The sequence below is a fragment of the Nostoc sp. genome, assembly GCF_036917275.1.
In the GTDB taxonomy this organism is placed as follows: Bacteria; Cyanobacteriota; Cyanobacteriia; order Cyanobacteriales; family Nostocaceae; genus Nostoc.
In genome coordinates this window covers 119,454-136,632 of the sequence record NZ_JBALDF010000055.1, presented here as the reverse complement: position 1 = coordinate 136,632, position 17,179 = coordinate 119,454, and the positions used below count along the sequence as shown (strand labels likewise).

Here is a 17,179-nt window from a genome sequence, read left to right as displayed (position 1 = left end):
TAACCGCATTCAGTCTGTCGGAGACTTTACACTACTACCTTTTCTAAACTCAACTTAGAACGCTTGACTTGCTCAGGAATCGCCACAGGATAATTTCCGGTGAAGCAGGCAGAACAGAAACTATTGGTGTCTTCTCGTGTCGCTTCTAGCATTCCCTCCCAACTGAGATAGGCGAGGCTGTCTACTTCCAATTGCTTGGCAATTTCTGCTACTGACTTGGTAGCAGCAATCAGCTGATCCTGAGAATCGGTATCGATGCCATAGAAGCAGGGATGAGTTACAGGTGGGGAGGAGATTCGCATATGTACCTCTACTGCACCTACATCACGCAAGGTTTTGACTAGTTTTCGGCTGGTAGTACCGCGAACAATCGAGTCGTCTACGATGATCACTCGTTTACCCACTAGCACATCTTTGAGGGGGTTGAGTTTCATGCGGATACCTGACTCACGCATGGTTTGGGTTGGTTGAATAAAGGTTCGCCCAACGTAGCGATTTTTAATCAGTCCTTCGGCGTAAGCTACACCAGAAGCTTGGGAAAATCCAATAGCAGCAGGGATACCAGAATCAGGAACACCAAAGACAATATCGGCATCTACAAAGGATTCTTTAGCTAATTGATGTCCTAACCGCATCCGATAGCTGTACAAACTCTCGTTGTGCATGACGCTATCAGGGCGGGCAAAGTAGATCATCTCAAAGATACACAATTTCCGCTGGGGCTGTTGACTCCAATGATAGGAAGCCAAACCTTCTTCAGTAATCCAAACTAATTCACCTGGTTCTACGTCTCGCAGGTATTCGGCTCCAATGATGTCTAAACCACAAGTCTCCGAAGCCAAAACGTAACGGACTGGATTACCTGCCAAAGTCCCAATTACTAGAGGGCGAATGCCATTGGTGTCACGGACACCCATAACGCCGTTAGGAGTGCCAATAACTAAACTAAAGGCTCCTTGGCAACGGTGAAATGCCTGAATTGCACCTTCTAGCCAATCTGCACCAGCATTTATCGCTTCGGCGATCGCAAAAGCGATCATTTCTGAGTCTGTAGTTGTGACTAAGTTGTATTTTTTCTCAAGCAACTCTTGACGTAATTGCACCGTATTGACTAAATTTCCATTATGTGCTAGAGCTAATGACCCCAAACGGGTTTCTAGCACTGCGGGTTGGGCATTAACTTTGCGGCTAGAACCTGTGGTGGAATAACGTGTGTGACCAACAGCAAGGCTACCAGGCAATTGATCCAAGATGGATTCATTGAAAACTTGAGACACCAAGCCCATATCTTTATGGAGGTGTACTTGTGTACCCTCAAAGGTGGCAATACCAGCTGATTCTTGACCCCGATGCTGGAGGGCATACAATCCAAAGTAGGTCAGTTTAGCAACGTTTTCTCCTGGTGCGTAAATGCCAAAAACACCGCAAGCTTCTTCTGGCTTGTCAGGCTGATTTTCATGACTATTGATTTGGTTGTTGATCTGGTCGGGGTATTCATCCGAAGTGACAGAATGAATAGAAATCATGCTAGCTTTGCTCCTGATTGGGGGTCAATCAATTTTGGATTTTAGATTTACAACTTTGGATTGACCGCATTCCTACTAGGGTGCGGCTTGGGATTTGAGAGTGGCTATTTTTAAATTTGTTTTGCTCACTAGGAGCAAGACATGAACCAGAAGAAACACCCGCAATCCAAAATCTAAAATTCAAAATCTAAAATCGGTAGTCAAGTCACTGGAATTATGTCGATAGATGGTAGCAGATTTCTTAACAAATCTTTAACCATCCATTAAAACAGTATCGTAATTATGCTCAGGGATACTAATAAAAGAGTCAGGAGTTAGGAATTATACTTTTTATTCCTAATATCCTCACTTTCAACTCCTAACTTCTTTAACTGGGGGTAGTGGTATGGATGGCGAGACGTCTGGCGATCGCATGGGAATAGCGATCGCCCATATCTTCGATCCTAACTTTGATTAAGGTTTGATTATCAGTAGTGAAAACCCCCAAACCCGTCTCAAAATTGCCAACTATACCCAGTTTTTGCCATTCTTGACCTAGATGTTCCTGTAAGTATGATTCCCAAATTTCTTGTTGTTCTGATGCTACAGAAACTAAAATCCTGGCACCGCCTTCGGCAAACAGCACCTCATCAAGGCGAGGTAGTGACTGGGTTGGTGCTATTTCTAAATTGATTTCGGCACCAAGGTTGCCAGCAATACAACATTCGGCTAGAGCGATCGCCACCCCTCCTTCAGCAGAATCATGGGCTGAACGAACCCAACTATTACGAATTCCTTCACGACAAACTTTCTGGACGCGGCGTTCCAAGTCAAAATCTACCCGTGGCGGTTTTCCGGCAACAGTACTGTGGATAGTGGCTAAATACTCGGATGCTTCTAAACTAATTTTGGATGCCAGAGGCAATCCGAGAAGATAAATCACATCGCCGGATGCTTGCCAAGCTTGACCACAAATTTTGGTTATATCGGGAATCAAGCCTACCATACCCACAACAGGAGTAGGATAAATGGGTTGTGGGATGCCTTGAGAATCAAAAGTTTCATTGTACAAAGAGACATTTCCACCTGTGACGGGTGTTGCCAATTCTCGACAAGCTTCTGCCAAACCGCGACAAGCTTCTGCTAATTGCCAGTAACCAATCGGTTTTTCTGGAGAGCCAAAATTCAGGTTATCCGTTACCGCCAGAGGTTCTGCACCCACACAGCTAAGATTGCGTGCAGCTTCTGCCACCACTGCCTTAGCTCCCTCGTAAGGGTCAAGATAAACATAACGAGGATTGCAATCTACCGTTGCTGCCACTCCTAATTTTAGATTTGGGATTTGGGATTTTAGATTAGGGACTTGTTCAAGTGGGCGTAAGCGCACTACAGCTGCATCTGCACCACCTGGCAGGATTACTGTATTATTTTGTACTTGATGATCATACTGACGATATACCCAGTTTTTAGAGGCGATCGTGGGTGTATCGAGCAAAGTCAAGAGAATATCATTCCAAGTTTGCAGGCGTCCTTGGAGTTCTATTCCAGCACTTGTGCAAGGAGGTAAGGAATCAGGAGTCCATTCCCAAGCTTTACGAGCATATTCTGGAGGTTCTGTCAACAAATCCCGGTGATAAAGTGGGGTATTTTCCGCCAAAGCTTCAGCAGGAATTTCTGCTGCTACTTCACCCTGGAAGAGAATCCGCACGATGGGTTCAGCAATTACTGTACCGGCAACAACAGCATGAAGTCCCCAACGGTGGAAAATGTCGATTAATTCTTGCTCACGCCCTTTATGGGCAACGAACAGCATCCGTTCTTGAGATTCTGAAAGCAAATATTCATAGGGAACCATCCCCGTTTCTCTTGCGGGAATTTTATCTAAATCTAGTTCAATTCCCACACCGCCTTTTGCTGCCATCTCTGAGGTAGAACAGGTAATCCCGGCTGCTCCCATATCCTGGGCGGCGACAACTGCACCTGTTTTAAATGCCTCCAGACAAGCTTCAATTAACGACTTTTCCAAAAAGGGGTCGCCTACTTGCACAGCCGGACGGTCATCCATTGAGTGTTCGCTCAATTCTGCACTGGCAAAACTTGCGCCCCCCATGCCATCGCGCCCTGTGGTGGAACCGACATACAACACAGGGTTACCTAAGCCAGATGCCCCAGATTTGACAATTTCTAGCGTTTCCATCAACCCCAGCGCCATAACGTTCACCAGAGGATTACCAGAATAAGCAGGATCAAAGTAAACTTCGCCACCAACGGTGGGCACTCCCACACAGTTGCCATAATGGGCAATTCCTGCAACCACACCAGTAAATAACCTTTGGGTTTTGGCATCTTCGAGGGAACCAAAGCGCAACGAGTTCAATATCGCAATGGGACGCGCACCCATTGTAAAAATATCTCTGAGAATGCCTCCTACTCCCGTTGCCGCTCCCTGAAAGGGTTCGACAGCTGAAGGGTGATTGTGGGATTCAATCTTAAAGGCTAGTTGCAGTCCGTCACCCAAATCTACAACCCCAGCATTTTCACCAGGTCCGACAAGGATGCGGGATCCTTCGGTAGGAAACTGTTTGAGTAAAGGTCGAGAATTTTTGTAACAGCAATGCTCTGACCACATTACGCCAAACATTCCCAGTTCAGCTTTGTTGGGATGACGCCCTAAGCGATGGACAATTTCTGCGTATTCTTCTGGTTTTATACCTTCAGCAGCGATTTCTTGGGGGGAAAAGGGAGCAGGAGATGTGGCGGTCATGGAAATAATGCACCAATTGTACAGAGCATTATTCTATCGATTTACTTGCCCTCTAAATGCAGATATAGGATTGTTCATCGTTAGATGCTACAGATCAGCTGAATAAATAAATCTACTTAGGGACTTCCAAAGAATAATTTATCGAACAAGTATAGACTACAGCAGCGATCAAATAATCTGTTTTACCGAAAGTCTGTGGATGCCATACCCCTACAATTTAGTTCTTTTTTTAATTGGAAGTCCCTAAAGATAAATATTGTAATACGTCTAAAGATAGATTGTATTAAATCCAAAAATATTGGTAATTGTACTGATAATTATGAAGTAATAAAAATTTCTTTTCTTGTAACGTGCATAAATGATTTCCCGATGACGAAAATGGCTATCAGTCTGTCAAATGACCCATTAGAAGGCAGAAAAATCAGAGGATGCGATGGTCGCGAAGCGAACCGCTTTCTCTACGAGACGCTCCGCGAACGGTAGTATCGCAAGTCTTGATGCTCTGGAATCTGATTAATTCCTTGGAATTTGATTGTGCTGAAGTGATGACAACAGCAGACTGAATTACTAAATGGCTCTTGGAGAAAGAATTCTGGGAATTTTGTTGCCAAGCTGCTCATTTGGATCAGCAAACTAAACTAACCTAATTGAGAGAATTTGAATCATGGCTAGACTAACCGTTCCACCCAATTTCATTGGCACCCCTAATTCCGACACTTTAATCGGGGAACAGTTAAATGTATCTCCAGCAATAGGTATCGATATTCTAACTGGAGGTTTGATTTATACGCTTTCAGGAAAGGACACCATTAAGGGCACGGGTGCTGCCAGCATCGACAACTTGAATCAGGGCGGAAATGGGACTGGCATCGCTAACAGTGGCAGTCTGAATACAGAGGACGGAGAAGACGCGATCGCTGGTACAGGTACTGGCGGTAATGGCGGCGATGTTGACAAGGGTAACGGCGGCGACGGTGGAGTTGGGACTGGCATCGCCAATAGTGGCAGTCTGAATACAGGGGACGGAGAAGACGCGATCGCTGGTACTGCTACTGGCGGTAATGGCGGCAAGGGCGGCAACGACAATGGCAACAGTGGCGACGGTGGAGTTGGAACTGGCATCGCTAATAGTGGCAGTATTAATGTCGGGGACGGAAACGACACAATCATCGGCACAGGGAAGGGCGGTAACGGCGGCACTGATATCAATAGCAACGGCGGCAACGGCGAAACTGGAACTGGCATCGCTAACAACCGTGGCAGTATTAATCTAGGGGACGGAAACGACATAATCATCGGCATCGGTACTGGCGGTAACGGCGGTTCGTACGGCTACGTCAAAGGCGTTGACATTGGTGTTGGCGGAACTGGGACAGGCATCGCTAACAGTGGCATTCTAAATGCAGGGGACGGAAAAGACACGATCACCGGGACAGGGAAGGGCGGCAACGGCAGCGGTGTTTTGGCTGGTGGCGAGGGCGGAATTGGGACAGGCATCGCTAACAGTGGCATTTTAAATGCAGGGGACGGAAAAGACGCGATCGTTGGTACAGGGAAGGGCGGCAATGGCGGCGAGATATTGGAGGGCGATATATTGGACGGCAAAGATCGTGGTGCCGCCGAGGGCGGAACTGGGACAGGCATCGCTAACAGTGGCATTTTAAATGCAGGGGATGGAGAAGACACGCTCACCGGCACTGGCACTGGTGGCATCGGCGGCTACGGCCGTTACCAGGGCAGCATCGGCGGAGTTGGGATCGGCATCAGCAACAGTAGCGACCTGGATACTGGAGACGGAGAAGACACAATCACTGGTATGGCTACTGGCGGCATTGGCGGCTCGACGGGCAATGGCGACGGTGGCGAGGGTGGTACTGGGATTGGTATCGCTAACAGTGGGAGTTTGAATACAGGGGACGGAAGAGACACGATCACTGGCACAGGCAAGGGCGGCATGGGGGGCGGCGGTATTGTCAGCGACGCTGGAACTGGGACAGGCATCAGCAACAGTGGCAATTTTAATACAGGAGACGGAGAAGACACGATCGCCGGCATTGGTACTGGCGGTAACGACACCTCCGACAACTACTCCCCTTTCGCCGGTGACGACGCTACTGGGATCGGCATCGCCAACAGTGGCAGTCTGAATACAGGGTATGGAAAAGACACGATCACCGGGACAGGGAAGGGCGGCAACGGCAGCGGTGGGACTGGGACAGGCATTAGCAACAATGGCAATCTGAATGCAGGGGACGGAGAAGACACAATCACTGGCATCGGTACTGGCAGCATCCGCAACGTCGGCGTCGGCTCCTTTACCGCTAATGGTGGAACTGGGACAGGCATCGCTAACAGTCGCAGTCTGGATGCAGGGGGCGGAAAAGACACCATCGCTGGCACTGGTACTGGGGGCAACGGCGGCAGGGGCGGCGATGTTGACAGCGGCAGTTCCGGCATCTCAGGCGGATCTGGGATTGGTATCAGCAACAGTGGCCAACTGAATACAGGGAATGGAGAAGACACGATCATCGGCACAGGCAAGGGCGGCAAGGCGGGCGATGTTAACAGAATCGACAATAATATTCAGGGCATCGGCGGCAAGGGCGGAGTAGGGATCGGTATCAGCAACAGTAACAAACTGAATACTGGTGACGGAGAAGACACTATTGTCGGCATCAGTACTGGCGGCAACGGCGGTATCGCTCCCGGCAGTATCGGCGACGGCGGTGCTGGCACTGGCATCCAGAACAGTAAAAATGGCACCATCATTACAGGGTTGGACAACGACACAATTACCGCTTATGGCAACAGTTCTGGAAAAAACGCCACCGCCTATGGCATCTTCAACGACGGAATAATTGATACTGGCAATGGTTCTGACAAGCTTACCGGACAGGCTACAGCAACAATTGGTGGTACTGCCTATGGCATTTATGGACAAGGAAGAATTGATACTGGTAATGGCAATGACGAAATTATTGCCACCAGTATCCTAGATGGAGTTCAGCAGAAAGTGACTATCGGTGGCGGCATCAAGATTGCTCTGGGTACTGGGGATGACTACTTTAAAGGATTCGGTGCTGCGAAGGTTGATGGTGGGGACGGTTTTGACACCCTTGATCTGAGAGCTTTCAACCGCTCTCAACTGAGCGTATCTGGTGTTATTTCTGGCAATCCCCTTAAAAGTGCCAACATCACTTTTAATAACAATGGGAACTCTATTAGCTTATCTACCACTGGCTTTGAGAAATTTATCTTTGCAGATAGCTCTTTCTGCTACAGTACTTTGGTAAACGGGGCATAGATTTATTAACTATCTTACCTTGTATCCCTGTATGGAGGATGTCACTTCCTCTATCTCGTGTTTTAACCCCTGAGTGTCTAATAGGTGTAATTTGCTCTTAATCTGAAAAAGCATCTACCAGCGTATATATTCTTAGCTCCAAACTTGCATAGATTTACTGTAACTCAGGGATTACTCGCCTATATGCAGTTTAGCTGTAACAATAAAGTGACGAAAATCACACGGATCTATGATTAGGATCGTCTCCCTGCGATCGCTAACTAGGCATAATTAATGACAACTGAACTCTAGCCGAGTCATTAATAGGGAACACACTTAATAGCCGACAGCCTTAATCAAGGACTGTCGGTTTTTTATGTCTGTATGTCTATCATCCTTTGAGAAATGCCCCATAGTTATACTTAAATAAATTTCCCCACAACTGGTTAGTAACTTGACAGAGATTTTGCCACAGCCACTACCAAATGTGGGGAAGGTATGATCAAATTGGGTATCTTATGCCTATGGAGCGCTAATATATTGCACTCACTCTAGTAGACTGGAAGTATACTCCTAAAGCCAGCACACACTTTGTATTAAGACATTGCTTGAATGATGTAATCAAAGTAAGGTGCTGCTTCGGCAGCGTCTTCTGCACTCAGTAAGCTAAGGGAGGCTGTTTTGAGGGAATTGATCGCTTCTACCATTCCAGGCACGGGAACGCCCAATGAATTGTACATTTCCCGCACACCAATCAAACCAATTTTTTCAATTGGCTCTTTGTCGCCGGCAAGCACACCATAAGTAATTAGACGCAAGTACCAGCCAAAATCGCGGATACATAGAGAGCGTTGGCGTTCTCCGTAAGCATTACCTCCGGGGGAGATGAAGTCAGGACGCTTCTGCCAGAGTTGTTTGGTTGCTTCTTGAACTATCTTTTTTTCGTTTTCGGCTAAAGTAGCCGCAATCCGCGTCCGTTGTACGCCGGTTTCCAAAAAGTCTTTGATGTTTTTAAGTTCGCCACTGCTGGGATAACGCAGTTCGTCGTCGGCTTTGAGAATAACTTGGCTAATTACAGTCATGATTATTGAAATCACCTGAAATATTATCTGTTAGTTTAGCGAGTTGGAGGTACACAAGTGAAGGGATCGGAGCTAGTTATGTATTGAATTTATCTATTTAGGGAGTGGGGAGTGGGGGAGATGAGGGAGCAGGGGAGAAGAAAAACTATTGATTCTTGCCCAATGCCCAATGCCCCATGCCCAATACAACTCTTGGAGAGGCTGCGCCAACGACTACGCTCAGTACAAGTGCCCCATGCTCAATGCCCAATGACAAATGACAAATGACAAATGACAAATGACTAAAATAATTTGGCAGCAGGGTGAATTAATTGAAGTGACGATCGCTAACCTGAGTGATACAGGCGATGGTGTGGGACGCGCTGATGAGCGTGTTGTGTTTGTCCCAGATACTGTACCGGGCGATCGCGCCATTGTCCGCTTGGTTCATGTTAAACCAAAATACGCCCACGGCAAGCTCCAGCAGCTATTGGAACCATCCCCTGAGCGGATCCGACCCAGTTGTATTGTGGCGGATAAGTGCGGTGGTTGCCAGTGGCAGCAGATTAATTACGATTACCAGCTAGTAGCCAAGCAAAATCAAGTTATCCAAGCTTTGGAACGGATTGGCGGTTTTCTCCAACCACCGGTAGATCCGGTACTCGCCGCCCCTTCTGCTTTAAACTACCGTAATAAATCTACATATCCTCTGGGTACATCGGCAACAGGACAGGTACAAGCTGGTTACTACCAAAAAGGTAGTCACCAATTAATTAACTTAAATCAATGTCCAGTCCAAGACTCACGATTAAATCCCTTACTTGCCGAAGTTAAGCAGGATATTCAACAACGGGGTTGGCAAATTTACGACGAACAGCGCCACCTTGGACAAATTCGCCATCTTGGTTTACGCATTGGCCGACATACTGGGGAAATGTTGCTGACTCTGGTGGTGAAGGACTGGAATTTATCAGGAATTGAAACCCAAGCCCAGGAATGGTTAAAGCGCTATCCGCAGTTAGTGGGAGTGTCGCTCAACCGCAATAGCGATCGCACAAATGCTATCTTTGGATCAGAAACCCGTTGCATCGCTGGAGTCCCACACCTGCGTGAGAATTTTGCTGGATTGGAATTTCAAGTGCGCCCAGATACATTTTTCCAAGTTTATACAGAAACAGCAGAGGCACTATTGCAGGTAATTCAATCAGAACTCAATCTTCAAGGGCATGAGTTGCTAGTTGATGCTTACTGTGGTATCGGGACTTTAACTTTACCCCTCGCCAAAAAAGTCAGGATTGCTACAGGATTAGAAGTGCAACCAGCAGCAGTGGAACAAGCTATTTTGAATGCCCACCATAACGGAATTGATAATGTGACTTTCCTTGTCGGGGCAGTAGAGAAATTGCTGCCAAAAATGGGCACAATACCAGAAGTAGTAATACTCGATCCGCCACGCAAGGGGTGCGATCGCGCTGTGATCGACACTTTACGGCAATTGAAACCATCTCGGATCGTTTACGTCAGCTGTAAAGTAGCCACCCTCGCCCGCGACCTGAAATTACTTTGTCAAGATGGGCAATATACTATCACACGCGTACAACCTGCTGATTTTTTTCCTCAAACGGCTCATGTTGAAGCTGCCGCCTTTCTTGCGCTATCAAATTTGTACAAGGATAGTAATTCCTTTACAAAAACTGAAATTTGAAATTTTTAGTTTAGTGGATACTAAAGATGCTAAAATTGAATTAAGATAAAAATAGAAATTCATTTTGTTTAAATAAATTCAAGTTGCATAGCCTCTTAAAAATATGAATTGGATGTGTAAATTACAAATCGGCAATCAATGTAGAGTATGCCAATACTCTGTCAAATTACTAGCATCTTTTTAAGTTGCTTAATTCATTATCAAAACTATTCCAGCCGTTTTATATCTAAACAATTCCAACTCATACTATAGAGCTAATGCTCCCTAGCATTTTCAAAATTTAGTTTTAAAGACGCAAGTTTGAAGGCAGCATGACCACCTCAAGTTTTATCAGAGTGCCTGTAATAGCAAACTGATGTCTAGCTAACTGAAAGCTATGGGGTTTCTCTTGTGATTACTATTTCACTCCGTCCAGTTGGACGTTATTGGGGCACTATTAGTTTTGCCTCAACCCTCTACCTTTGTCCAATATTAGATTTACTGTTGGCAGAAATCCCAGCAAAATTACAAGCAGAACTGCGGCTAGGACTTCAAGAAGCTTTAGTCAACGCAGCTAAACATGGCAATAATCTTGATCCAAGTAAAACAGTTGTAGTCCGTTTTTCTTTAATAGATAATCAATATTGGTGGATAATATCAGACCAGGGTAGCGGCTTTACTCCTTCATCTACTAGTGATGAGGAGCCAACAGATTATTTACCACCAGATGAATCAGAAAGTGGTCGTGGTTTATGTCTTCTGCATCAAATTTTTGATCAGGTAGAGTGGAACCGCAAAGGCACAGAATTGAGGCTTTGTAAACAAATGGAAAATCGTCCCCGTTTATCTCTGCGACGGTAGTTTATTTAGAAGTTAAGAGTTAGGAGTTAAGAGTTAAAAATTTCAAACTTTTAACTCCTGACTCCTAATTTTTAAGTTTTTCCGTGAGTTTGACAGGGAGGCGCAGAAATAGAGCGATCTAACCAACCAACTGCTTGTTCTAATCTGGCTTGAGCTTCTTGTGGCTGATTCTTTAAAAGATACACAATAGCTGCTGCCACTTGTTCATTAGCGCGGGAATTGCGGTTAGACTTGAGGCGATGCCAATCGTTAGGGGAGATGCTCAGTCTTTCCATCAAGGCTTGAGCTAGTTCCAGAGTACTAAGTTCATTTAGTTGACTAGTTTGAGGCAGCTGGGTAGATTGGGACATAATCTATTGGCACATTTGCATTTACTTCTACTGTACTACTTGTAAATGAAGCCGTCTAAACAATCACAGCCATCAGGGGAAACTCCAGAACCAGATTTTGACCAAGAATTTGAGGAAGTAGAGCGATCGCTCCTGTCCTTAAAAGAACGTTATGATCAAGTGCAGCGCGATCGCCAACAACAGGCACAATGGCAACAGCATCGAGATAAACTGAAGCACAATAAATCTCAGACACCAGAAATCAAAGCAGAGTTACGGCAAATTCAACAGCAGTTGGAAATGCTAGAACTAAAATTAGAAAGCCAGTTATTTTCTTGGCGTAGCCTCAAAAAACCTTTTTGGCAAGTCGTCCGCTTTGGTGGAATGGGCGTTATCATAGGCTGGATATTAAAGTCTTATGCTGGATAAATATGGTAAATCGACGGATTGCAGAAATATTGCGAAGTGGTCAACCTGATGAGTCTCTCCAAGTTCAAGGCTGGGTGCGGACGAAACGCGAGTCCAAAGGGTTTGCTTTTATTGAAGTCAATGACGGCTCATCACTAGCTAATTTGCAAGTCGTCATCAATCAAGATTTGCCAGACTATGAAGCTATATTGAAAAAATTGAACACAGGTGCTGCTGTTGAGGCGACAGGGGTACTAGTGGCTTCTCTTGGTAAAGGACAACGGATTGAGTTGAAAGCCGATACAGTAGAAGTTTACGGAGAAGCTGATCCCGATACATATCCCCTGCAAAAGAAACGCCATTCCTTTGAGTTTCTGCGAACCATTGGACATTTGCGATCGCGTACCAATTCCTTTGGTGCAGTTTTCCGCGTCAGAAATGCTTGTTCGACAGCAATTCACCAATTTTTCCATGAAAGAGGCTTTTTGTGGGTACACACCCCGATCATTACTGCTAGCGACTGTGAAGGCGCGGGTGAACTTTTTAGTGTTACCAGTTTAGATTTAAAGAATATTCCCCGCACAGAAAACCAAGCAGTAGATTATAGCCAAGACTTTTTTGCTAAACCCACATATTTAACAGTTAGCGGCCAGTTGGAAGCGGAAGTTATGGCGATGGCGTTTTCTAACGTCTACACATTTGGCCCTACCTTCCGTGCAGAAAATTCCAATACTTCCCGCCACCTAGCAGAATTTTGGATGGTTGAGCCAGAAATGGCTTTTTGTGACCTAGAAGGCGATATGGATTTAGCTGAGGCGTTTCTCAAACACATTTTTAAATATGTGTTGGAAACTTGCCCAGAAGATATGGAATTTTTCAATGAACGCATTGATAAATCTGTGTTGGCGACAGCCGAAAATATTATTAATAATCAGTTTGAACGCTTAACTTACACAGAAGCGATCGCACTTTTAGAAAAAGCTGATGTTAAATTTGAATATCCTGTGAGTTGGGGTTTAGATTTACAATCAGAACACGAACGCTATCTAGCTGAACAATTATTTAAAAAACCTGCGATCGTTACAGATTATCCAGCGCAAATCAAAGCTTTTTATATGCGCTTAAACGACGATGAAAAAACCGTCCGAGCAATGGATATTCTCGCACCCAAAATTGGCGAAATTGTTGGTGGTTCTCAACGGGAAGAACGCCTAGAAGTTCTAGAACGCCGCGTGTTAGCGCAAGGATTAAACCCAGAAGACTTGTGGTGGTATCTTGATTTACGTCGTTATGGTACTGTTCCCCATGCGGGTTTTGGACTAGGTTTTGAACGACTCGTACAATTTATAACAGGTATGGGAAATATCCGTGATGTGATTCCCTTTCCTCGTACACCACAAAGTGCTGAGTTTTAGTTTAAATTTTAGACCTATTATCGCGTCTACACAAACCGATTGCGTCTGCGCGGATTAATAAAACATTGAAACCCGCGAATGCGGGTTTTGTTTGTATAGCTACGTATTTTCTAAAACTATTAATTAAAATTAAGATTTTTGAATCTCCTCTTGTAAAACTTGAACTTGCTCAATAGATAATTCAGTAACTTGAGCAATTTGTTCTAAACTCATTCCAATTCGCAACAAATTTAAAGCCAACTTTCTTGTTGTTTCTACTTCACCTTTGGCTTCGCCTTCTTCTAGGATTTGTTGATAAATGACTGATTCGCGCATAATCTCACTCCTTAAAATCTTGTTAATTACATTTTTATTTAACACCAGACCTGCTAGAATTCCACTGGCAGCAGCTATATTTCTTTGTAACTGGCGATCGCTAATTGCTTCAACTGCTTTGGCTACTTGGGTTAATACCATTGTAGGATCGTTTGTTTGACTTAGCACGGCAAAGGGTAATAAACCTGGAATACTCATAAACCTGTCTGTTGGTTGTTCCCACAGGCGTATTACCTCAAACTGATGGTAAGTGTTGTTTAATCTAAAACTGTTTTCAGTAACTAATTGTGAACTTGTTTTTCTCAAATAGATTACTATTTGACGCATTTCTTTGTTATGAAAGCGGCGAGAAACCCTAACTCGATAATCTAACATCCGAAAGGGGATATCTTTATCGGCGTGGGTTTGAAACTCGGTATGTAGAACTAAATCATCAGATTGCAATAAAATTAACGAATCGGTGCGAATTGGTTCGCTTGATAATTCAGTCGGGCTAAGTTCTGTTAATTTAATCGGTGAACCTAGTAACCAAGTTGCTAAGTCATCTTTGAAGTTTTCGGCAATGAATTTACAGATATTGTCATACATGACAGCCTTAAATAAAGGGTATCAGGTATTGTTTATTAAGATTAAATTTGTTTATGTTGGGTTGACGCAAGAAAACCCAACATAATATACATCACTGTTTGAAACAGCATCTAATTACCAAGTACTTCTTGTCTACGCCGCTCCTGTTCCTGCTCCTCAACTCCTTGGCGTACTTCCGAATATTTGTTTACGGCTGTATTAGCTTCACCTCTTATCACTAATCTTAATTCCTGAGCTTCATCGCCATCTCCTAAAAGAGAAATTAATTCCCTTCTTTGTGCTTTGTCAAGTGTAAAAAACCACTTTATAAAAGCTTTTAAAATTTCTTCTCGTGAACCAGATACCTCATTATGGGCAACAACACAAGAAGGACAAACGTTAACCGCATAACTTTCATACCAGTAATTTATAAAGGAATTTACTTTACTAATTCCAAACCTTGTTTCAGAGCATTCCTGACTCGATACATCTTGATTGGCAATACAGTCTAAAATGGAAGTTGTATGAGAACTATCAAATACGTTTGCTAACGCTCCAACAACAACAGAACCAGGATATCCAGGCAGTATTTCTCCTGTTGAATTAAGCCAAGGATATTTAGTCAATACTAAGGAGTAATGATATCGATCATGTATACAATAGCTGATTGCTTGCTCTGGAATATAGGAATTTTTCAGATATTGATTAATACTATTTCTATCAAATCTCATTCGCTTGTAATAGTTAGAAGAAAATATATCTTCTTGGCAGCTTTTCGCCACCTGAGCTAGTCTGTTGATATTTACCTGTGCATCACTTTTCATTGGTGTTAACAATAAAGCCGAGCTAGTTACCAGCAAAGTGATTAAGCCTTTAACTGTGAAATTTTTCATTGATTTCCCTCTCTTATTACTTGTTCTAATTCATCAGAAGTTTTAGGAATTGGATATGTAGATTCCCAAGGATTAGGGATATTAGCCCCATCATTATTTGTATCTACTGTATTTTTTGGCCGTTCTGTTGTAACTTGTTGCTTAGGCGGTACTTGCCGTTGATTTGAGGTTGTTACAGTTGTTTTTGGTTGCTGCTTAGTTTGCAAATAAACTTGTTTAGCTTTTTCAAGGCTAATTTTTGTCTGTTGCTGTTTATCGGCTTGTTGCCTTTTTTGTGTTATTAAAGCCCTTGCCCTTATATCAGCATTTAACTGCTCTCTTCTTTTCCTCATTTCTCTTCTTTCCCTTATCACAGCTTCTAACTGCTCTCTTTCTGTTCTAACAGCAGCTTCTTTTCTAATAGCCGCTTGTCTTTCTTCCTCGGCTTTTAAAGCAGACTGAAGTTTTTGTTTTTCTATCTCCTCTATTTGAGCTTGTTCGGTTTCAACTTTGTCAGATGTATGCAAAGTTGAAGGACTTATTGTAGGTTGAGATTTAATAGTTAATGGGATTTCAGGAATTTGGGTAACTGGACTAGGAATAACTACCGGAACATTTTCTAGAGGAGAAACAGAAACCGGATTTTTGGTGTTTGGTTGATTAATAGCCGCAATAACAACAGCAAAACATCCCAGTCCTAAACCAATGACAACTTTCCAAAATTTTTGGTTTTTCTGAGTATGGCTAGAAGAGGCATTGACTGATTTAGATCCACCGACTGATACAGTAGCAACAGAACTAGATGACGCAGCAGATTTCAACCCATTGCTTGATTTAATTGCCGTTTGTTGCCATAGTATTCTAGGTATTTGTAAAGCTTTTTCAATTTCGTTCAATTTCTGCAAAATCACTTGCGTATTTTGAGGACGATGATTTGCAGTAGGAGCCATCAAATGGTCGATTAAATCTGCCAAAAGTGGAGAAAGATTGAGTGCAGATTTTCGCCAGTGCAACTCGTTAGTCAGAGGGTCATAAATTTCTTTATCCTGGGGTTCCTTACCTGTGAGCAGAAAAATAAAAGTCCGTCCCAATGCAAAAAAGTCTGACTGCTGTACCGAATAACCGTTTTGTTGTTCTGGCGGTGAATAGCCTTGTGAAATAATTCTGGTATGGGAATTTCCCGCCACGATGGTTGTCGTGACTTGTCGAACTGCACCAAAATCAATTAAGACAAGCTGCCCACTTGGTCGCAGCATGATATTCTGAGGCTTAATATCACGGTGAAAATATTGATGAGCGTGTACTAAAGCGAGAATTTCTACAAGTTGTTTAAGCCAATTGAGAGCTTGAGCTTCAGAAAGACGTTGATAATTACGAAATTCCATCCACTGCTCTAAATTTACGCCTTCAATTTTCTCCATTGCTAAACAGTGCAATGGTACAGAGCTATTTATAGGTAAAATAGTAAAATAACTATCTGGTTCTACCTTGGGAATACCCGCATTGTTTAGCTGACTCAAAACCTTTGCTTCCTGCTGAAACAGTTCAATAGCTTTAGGGTTCTTCTCAGTCAGCACTTTTAAAACTTTAGTTTTCCCACACTCGTCAACTTCAAAAGTGTTACCAAAGCCACCTTGTCCTAGTTGTTTGATTACCCGATAGCGTCCTTGCAGTAGTATTTCTGACCCACAGTTACGGCAAATAAGGTTGTTTGCATTCACTAGGTCAACAGGTTTTGGACAATGGGGATTTATACAATAGGTCATTACACAGAAGTAAATATCCTAAAAAATCGATTTTTATTGATATCTAAACAGAGGGCTAAATCTATAAGGTTCTATTAATAGAGTTCCCTGAAATTTTGGCAAAGTAACATATATAGCAGTTCTTACTTCAGTATTAAATCTCATACACAATAAATTAGGGTTACAACAATTGTTGTAACCCTACAGACTGGCTATATTAAATTTGCTCGAAAACCGCCATAGAATAACAATTAACCTCATAACTGCCGAATTATGAGCAATTCTTCACATTGACTACATCTAGATTAATGCAAAGGCAAATATTTTCTTGCTTGCGTGGGATAAGTAAAGCTATTGTTAAAAGAAATCG

General features: G+C 43.6%; 13 protein-coding genes. 6 read left to right on the top strand and 7 right to left on the bottom strand.

What is annotated here, in order from left to right:
* Positions 1–26: 26 nt before the first annotated feature.
* Both purF and purL read right to left on the bottom strand, forming a co-directional pair.
* On the bottom strand, positions 27–1,526 hold the full coding sequence (purF, locus tag V7K35_RS20425) for an amidophosphoribosyltransferase (protein ID WP_335081050.1): 1,500 nt from the start codon (positions 1,524–1,526) through the stop codon (positions 27–29).
* 367 nt (positions 1,527–1,893) lie between these two features.
* The gene (gene purL / locus V7K35_RS20420) at positions 1,894–4,269 is read right to left on the bottom strand and encodes a phosphoribosylformylglycinamidine synthase subunit PurL (protein WP_335081048.1); all 2,376 of its coding nucleotides are present in this window, start codon (positions 4,267–4,269) and stop codon (positions 1,894–1,896) included.
* A 428-nt stretch (positions 4,270–4,697) separates the two neighbouring features.
* Between purL and V7K35_RS20415 the strand changes: the two genes are divergently transcribed.
* Together V7K35_RS20415 and V7K35_RS20410 are read left to right on the top strand one after the other, a co-directional pair.
* Positions 4,698–4,832: a hypothetical protein gene (locus V7K35_RS20415; protein WP_335081046.1), complete on the top strand. Its 135-nt coding sequence runs from the start codon at positions 4,698–4,700 to the stop codon at positions 4,830–4,832.
* A gap of 101 nt (positions 4,833–4,933) precedes the next feature.
* Positions 4,934–7,573 carry a beta strand repeat-containing protein gene (locus V7K35_RS20410; RefSeq protein WP_335081044.1) on the top strand — a complete coding sequence of 880 codons (2,640 nt, stop codon included), beginning with the start codon at positions 4,934–4,936 and terminating at the stop codon, positions 7,571–7,573.
* A gap of 575 nt (positions 7,574–8,148) precedes the next feature.
* Here V7K35_RS20410 and V7K35_RS20405 read toward each other — a convergent pair.
* Positions 8,149–8,634 (bottom strand): allophycocyanin subunit alpha-B, encoded by a 486-nt coding sequence (locus V7K35_RS20405; protein WP_109007747.1) that lies wholly within the window; start codon positions 8,632–8,634, stop codon positions 8,149–8,151.
* A 277-nt stretch (positions 8,635–8,911) separates the two neighbouring features.
* On the opposite strand from V7K35_RS20405, the gene rlmD reads away from it, so the two are divergent.
* Positions 8,912–10,318 (top strand): 23S rRNA (uracil(1939)-C(5))-methyltransferase RlmD, encoded by a 1,407-nt coding sequence (gene rlmD / locus V7K35_RS20400; RefSeq protein WP_335081042.1) that lies wholly within the window; start codon positions 8,912–8,914, stop codon positions 10,316–10,318.
* 390 nt (positions 10,319–10,708) lie between these two features.
* Positions 10,709–11,158, top strand: coding sequence for an ATP-binding protein (locus V7K35_RS20395; RefSeq protein ID WP_298911492.1), 450 nt, complete (start codon positions 10,709–10,711; stop codon positions 11,156–11,158).
* 71 nt (positions 11,159–11,229) lie between these two features.
* Here the strand turns inward: V7K35_RS20395 and V7K35_RS20390 are convergent, their stop codons facing one another.
* On the bottom strand, positions 11,230–11,508 hold the full coding sequence (locus V7K35_RS20390; RefSeq protein ID WP_334794331.1) for a DUF6439 family protein: 279 nt from the start codon (positions 11,506–11,508) through the stop codon (positions 11,230–11,232).
* A 45-nt stretch (positions 11,509–11,553) separates the two neighbouring features.
* Between V7K35_RS20390 and V7K35_RS20385 the strand changes: the two genes are divergently transcribed.
* Complete coding sequence (locus tag V7K35_RS20385) at positions 11,554–11,916, top strand: hypothetical protein (protein WP_335081039.1); 363 nt, start codon at positions 11,554–11,556, stop codon at positions 11,914–11,916.
* A gap of 2 nt (positions 11,917–11,918) precedes the next feature.
* Positions 11,919–13,310 (top strand): asparagine--tRNA ligase, encoded by a 1,392-nt coding sequence (asnS, locus tag V7K35_RS20380; RefSeq protein WP_335081037.1) that lies wholly within the window; start codon positions 11,919–11,921, stop codon positions 13,308–13,310.
* 129 nt (positions 13,311–13,439) lie between these two features.
* On the opposite strand, the gene V7K35_RS20375 is transcribed toward asnS, so the two are convergent.
* From V7K35_RS20375 to V7K35_RS20365, 3 genes are all read right to left on the bottom strand, one after another.
* Positions 13,440–14,213 (bottom strand): Rpn family recombination-promoting nuclease/putative transposase, encoded by a 774-nt coding sequence (locus tag V7K35_RS20375; RefSeq protein ID WP_335081035.1) that lies wholly within the window; start codon positions 14,211–14,213, stop codon positions 13,440–13,442.
* Positions 14,214–14,323: 110 nt separating this feature from the next.
* On the bottom strand, positions 14,324–15,085 hold the full coding sequence (locus V7K35_RS20370; protein WP_335081033.1) for a hypothetical protein: 762 nt from the start codon (positions 15,083–15,085) through the stop codon (positions 14,324–14,326).
* A complete protein-coding gene (locus V7K35_RS20365) occupies positions 15,082–16,830 on the bottom strand; it encodes a protein kinase domain-containing protein (protein ID WP_335081031.1) in 1,749 nt (582 codons plus the stop codon). The genes V7K35_RS20370 and V7K35_RS20365 overlap by 4 nt, the downstream gene beginning before the upstream one ends.
* Positions 16,831–17,179 lie beyond the last annotated feature (349 nt).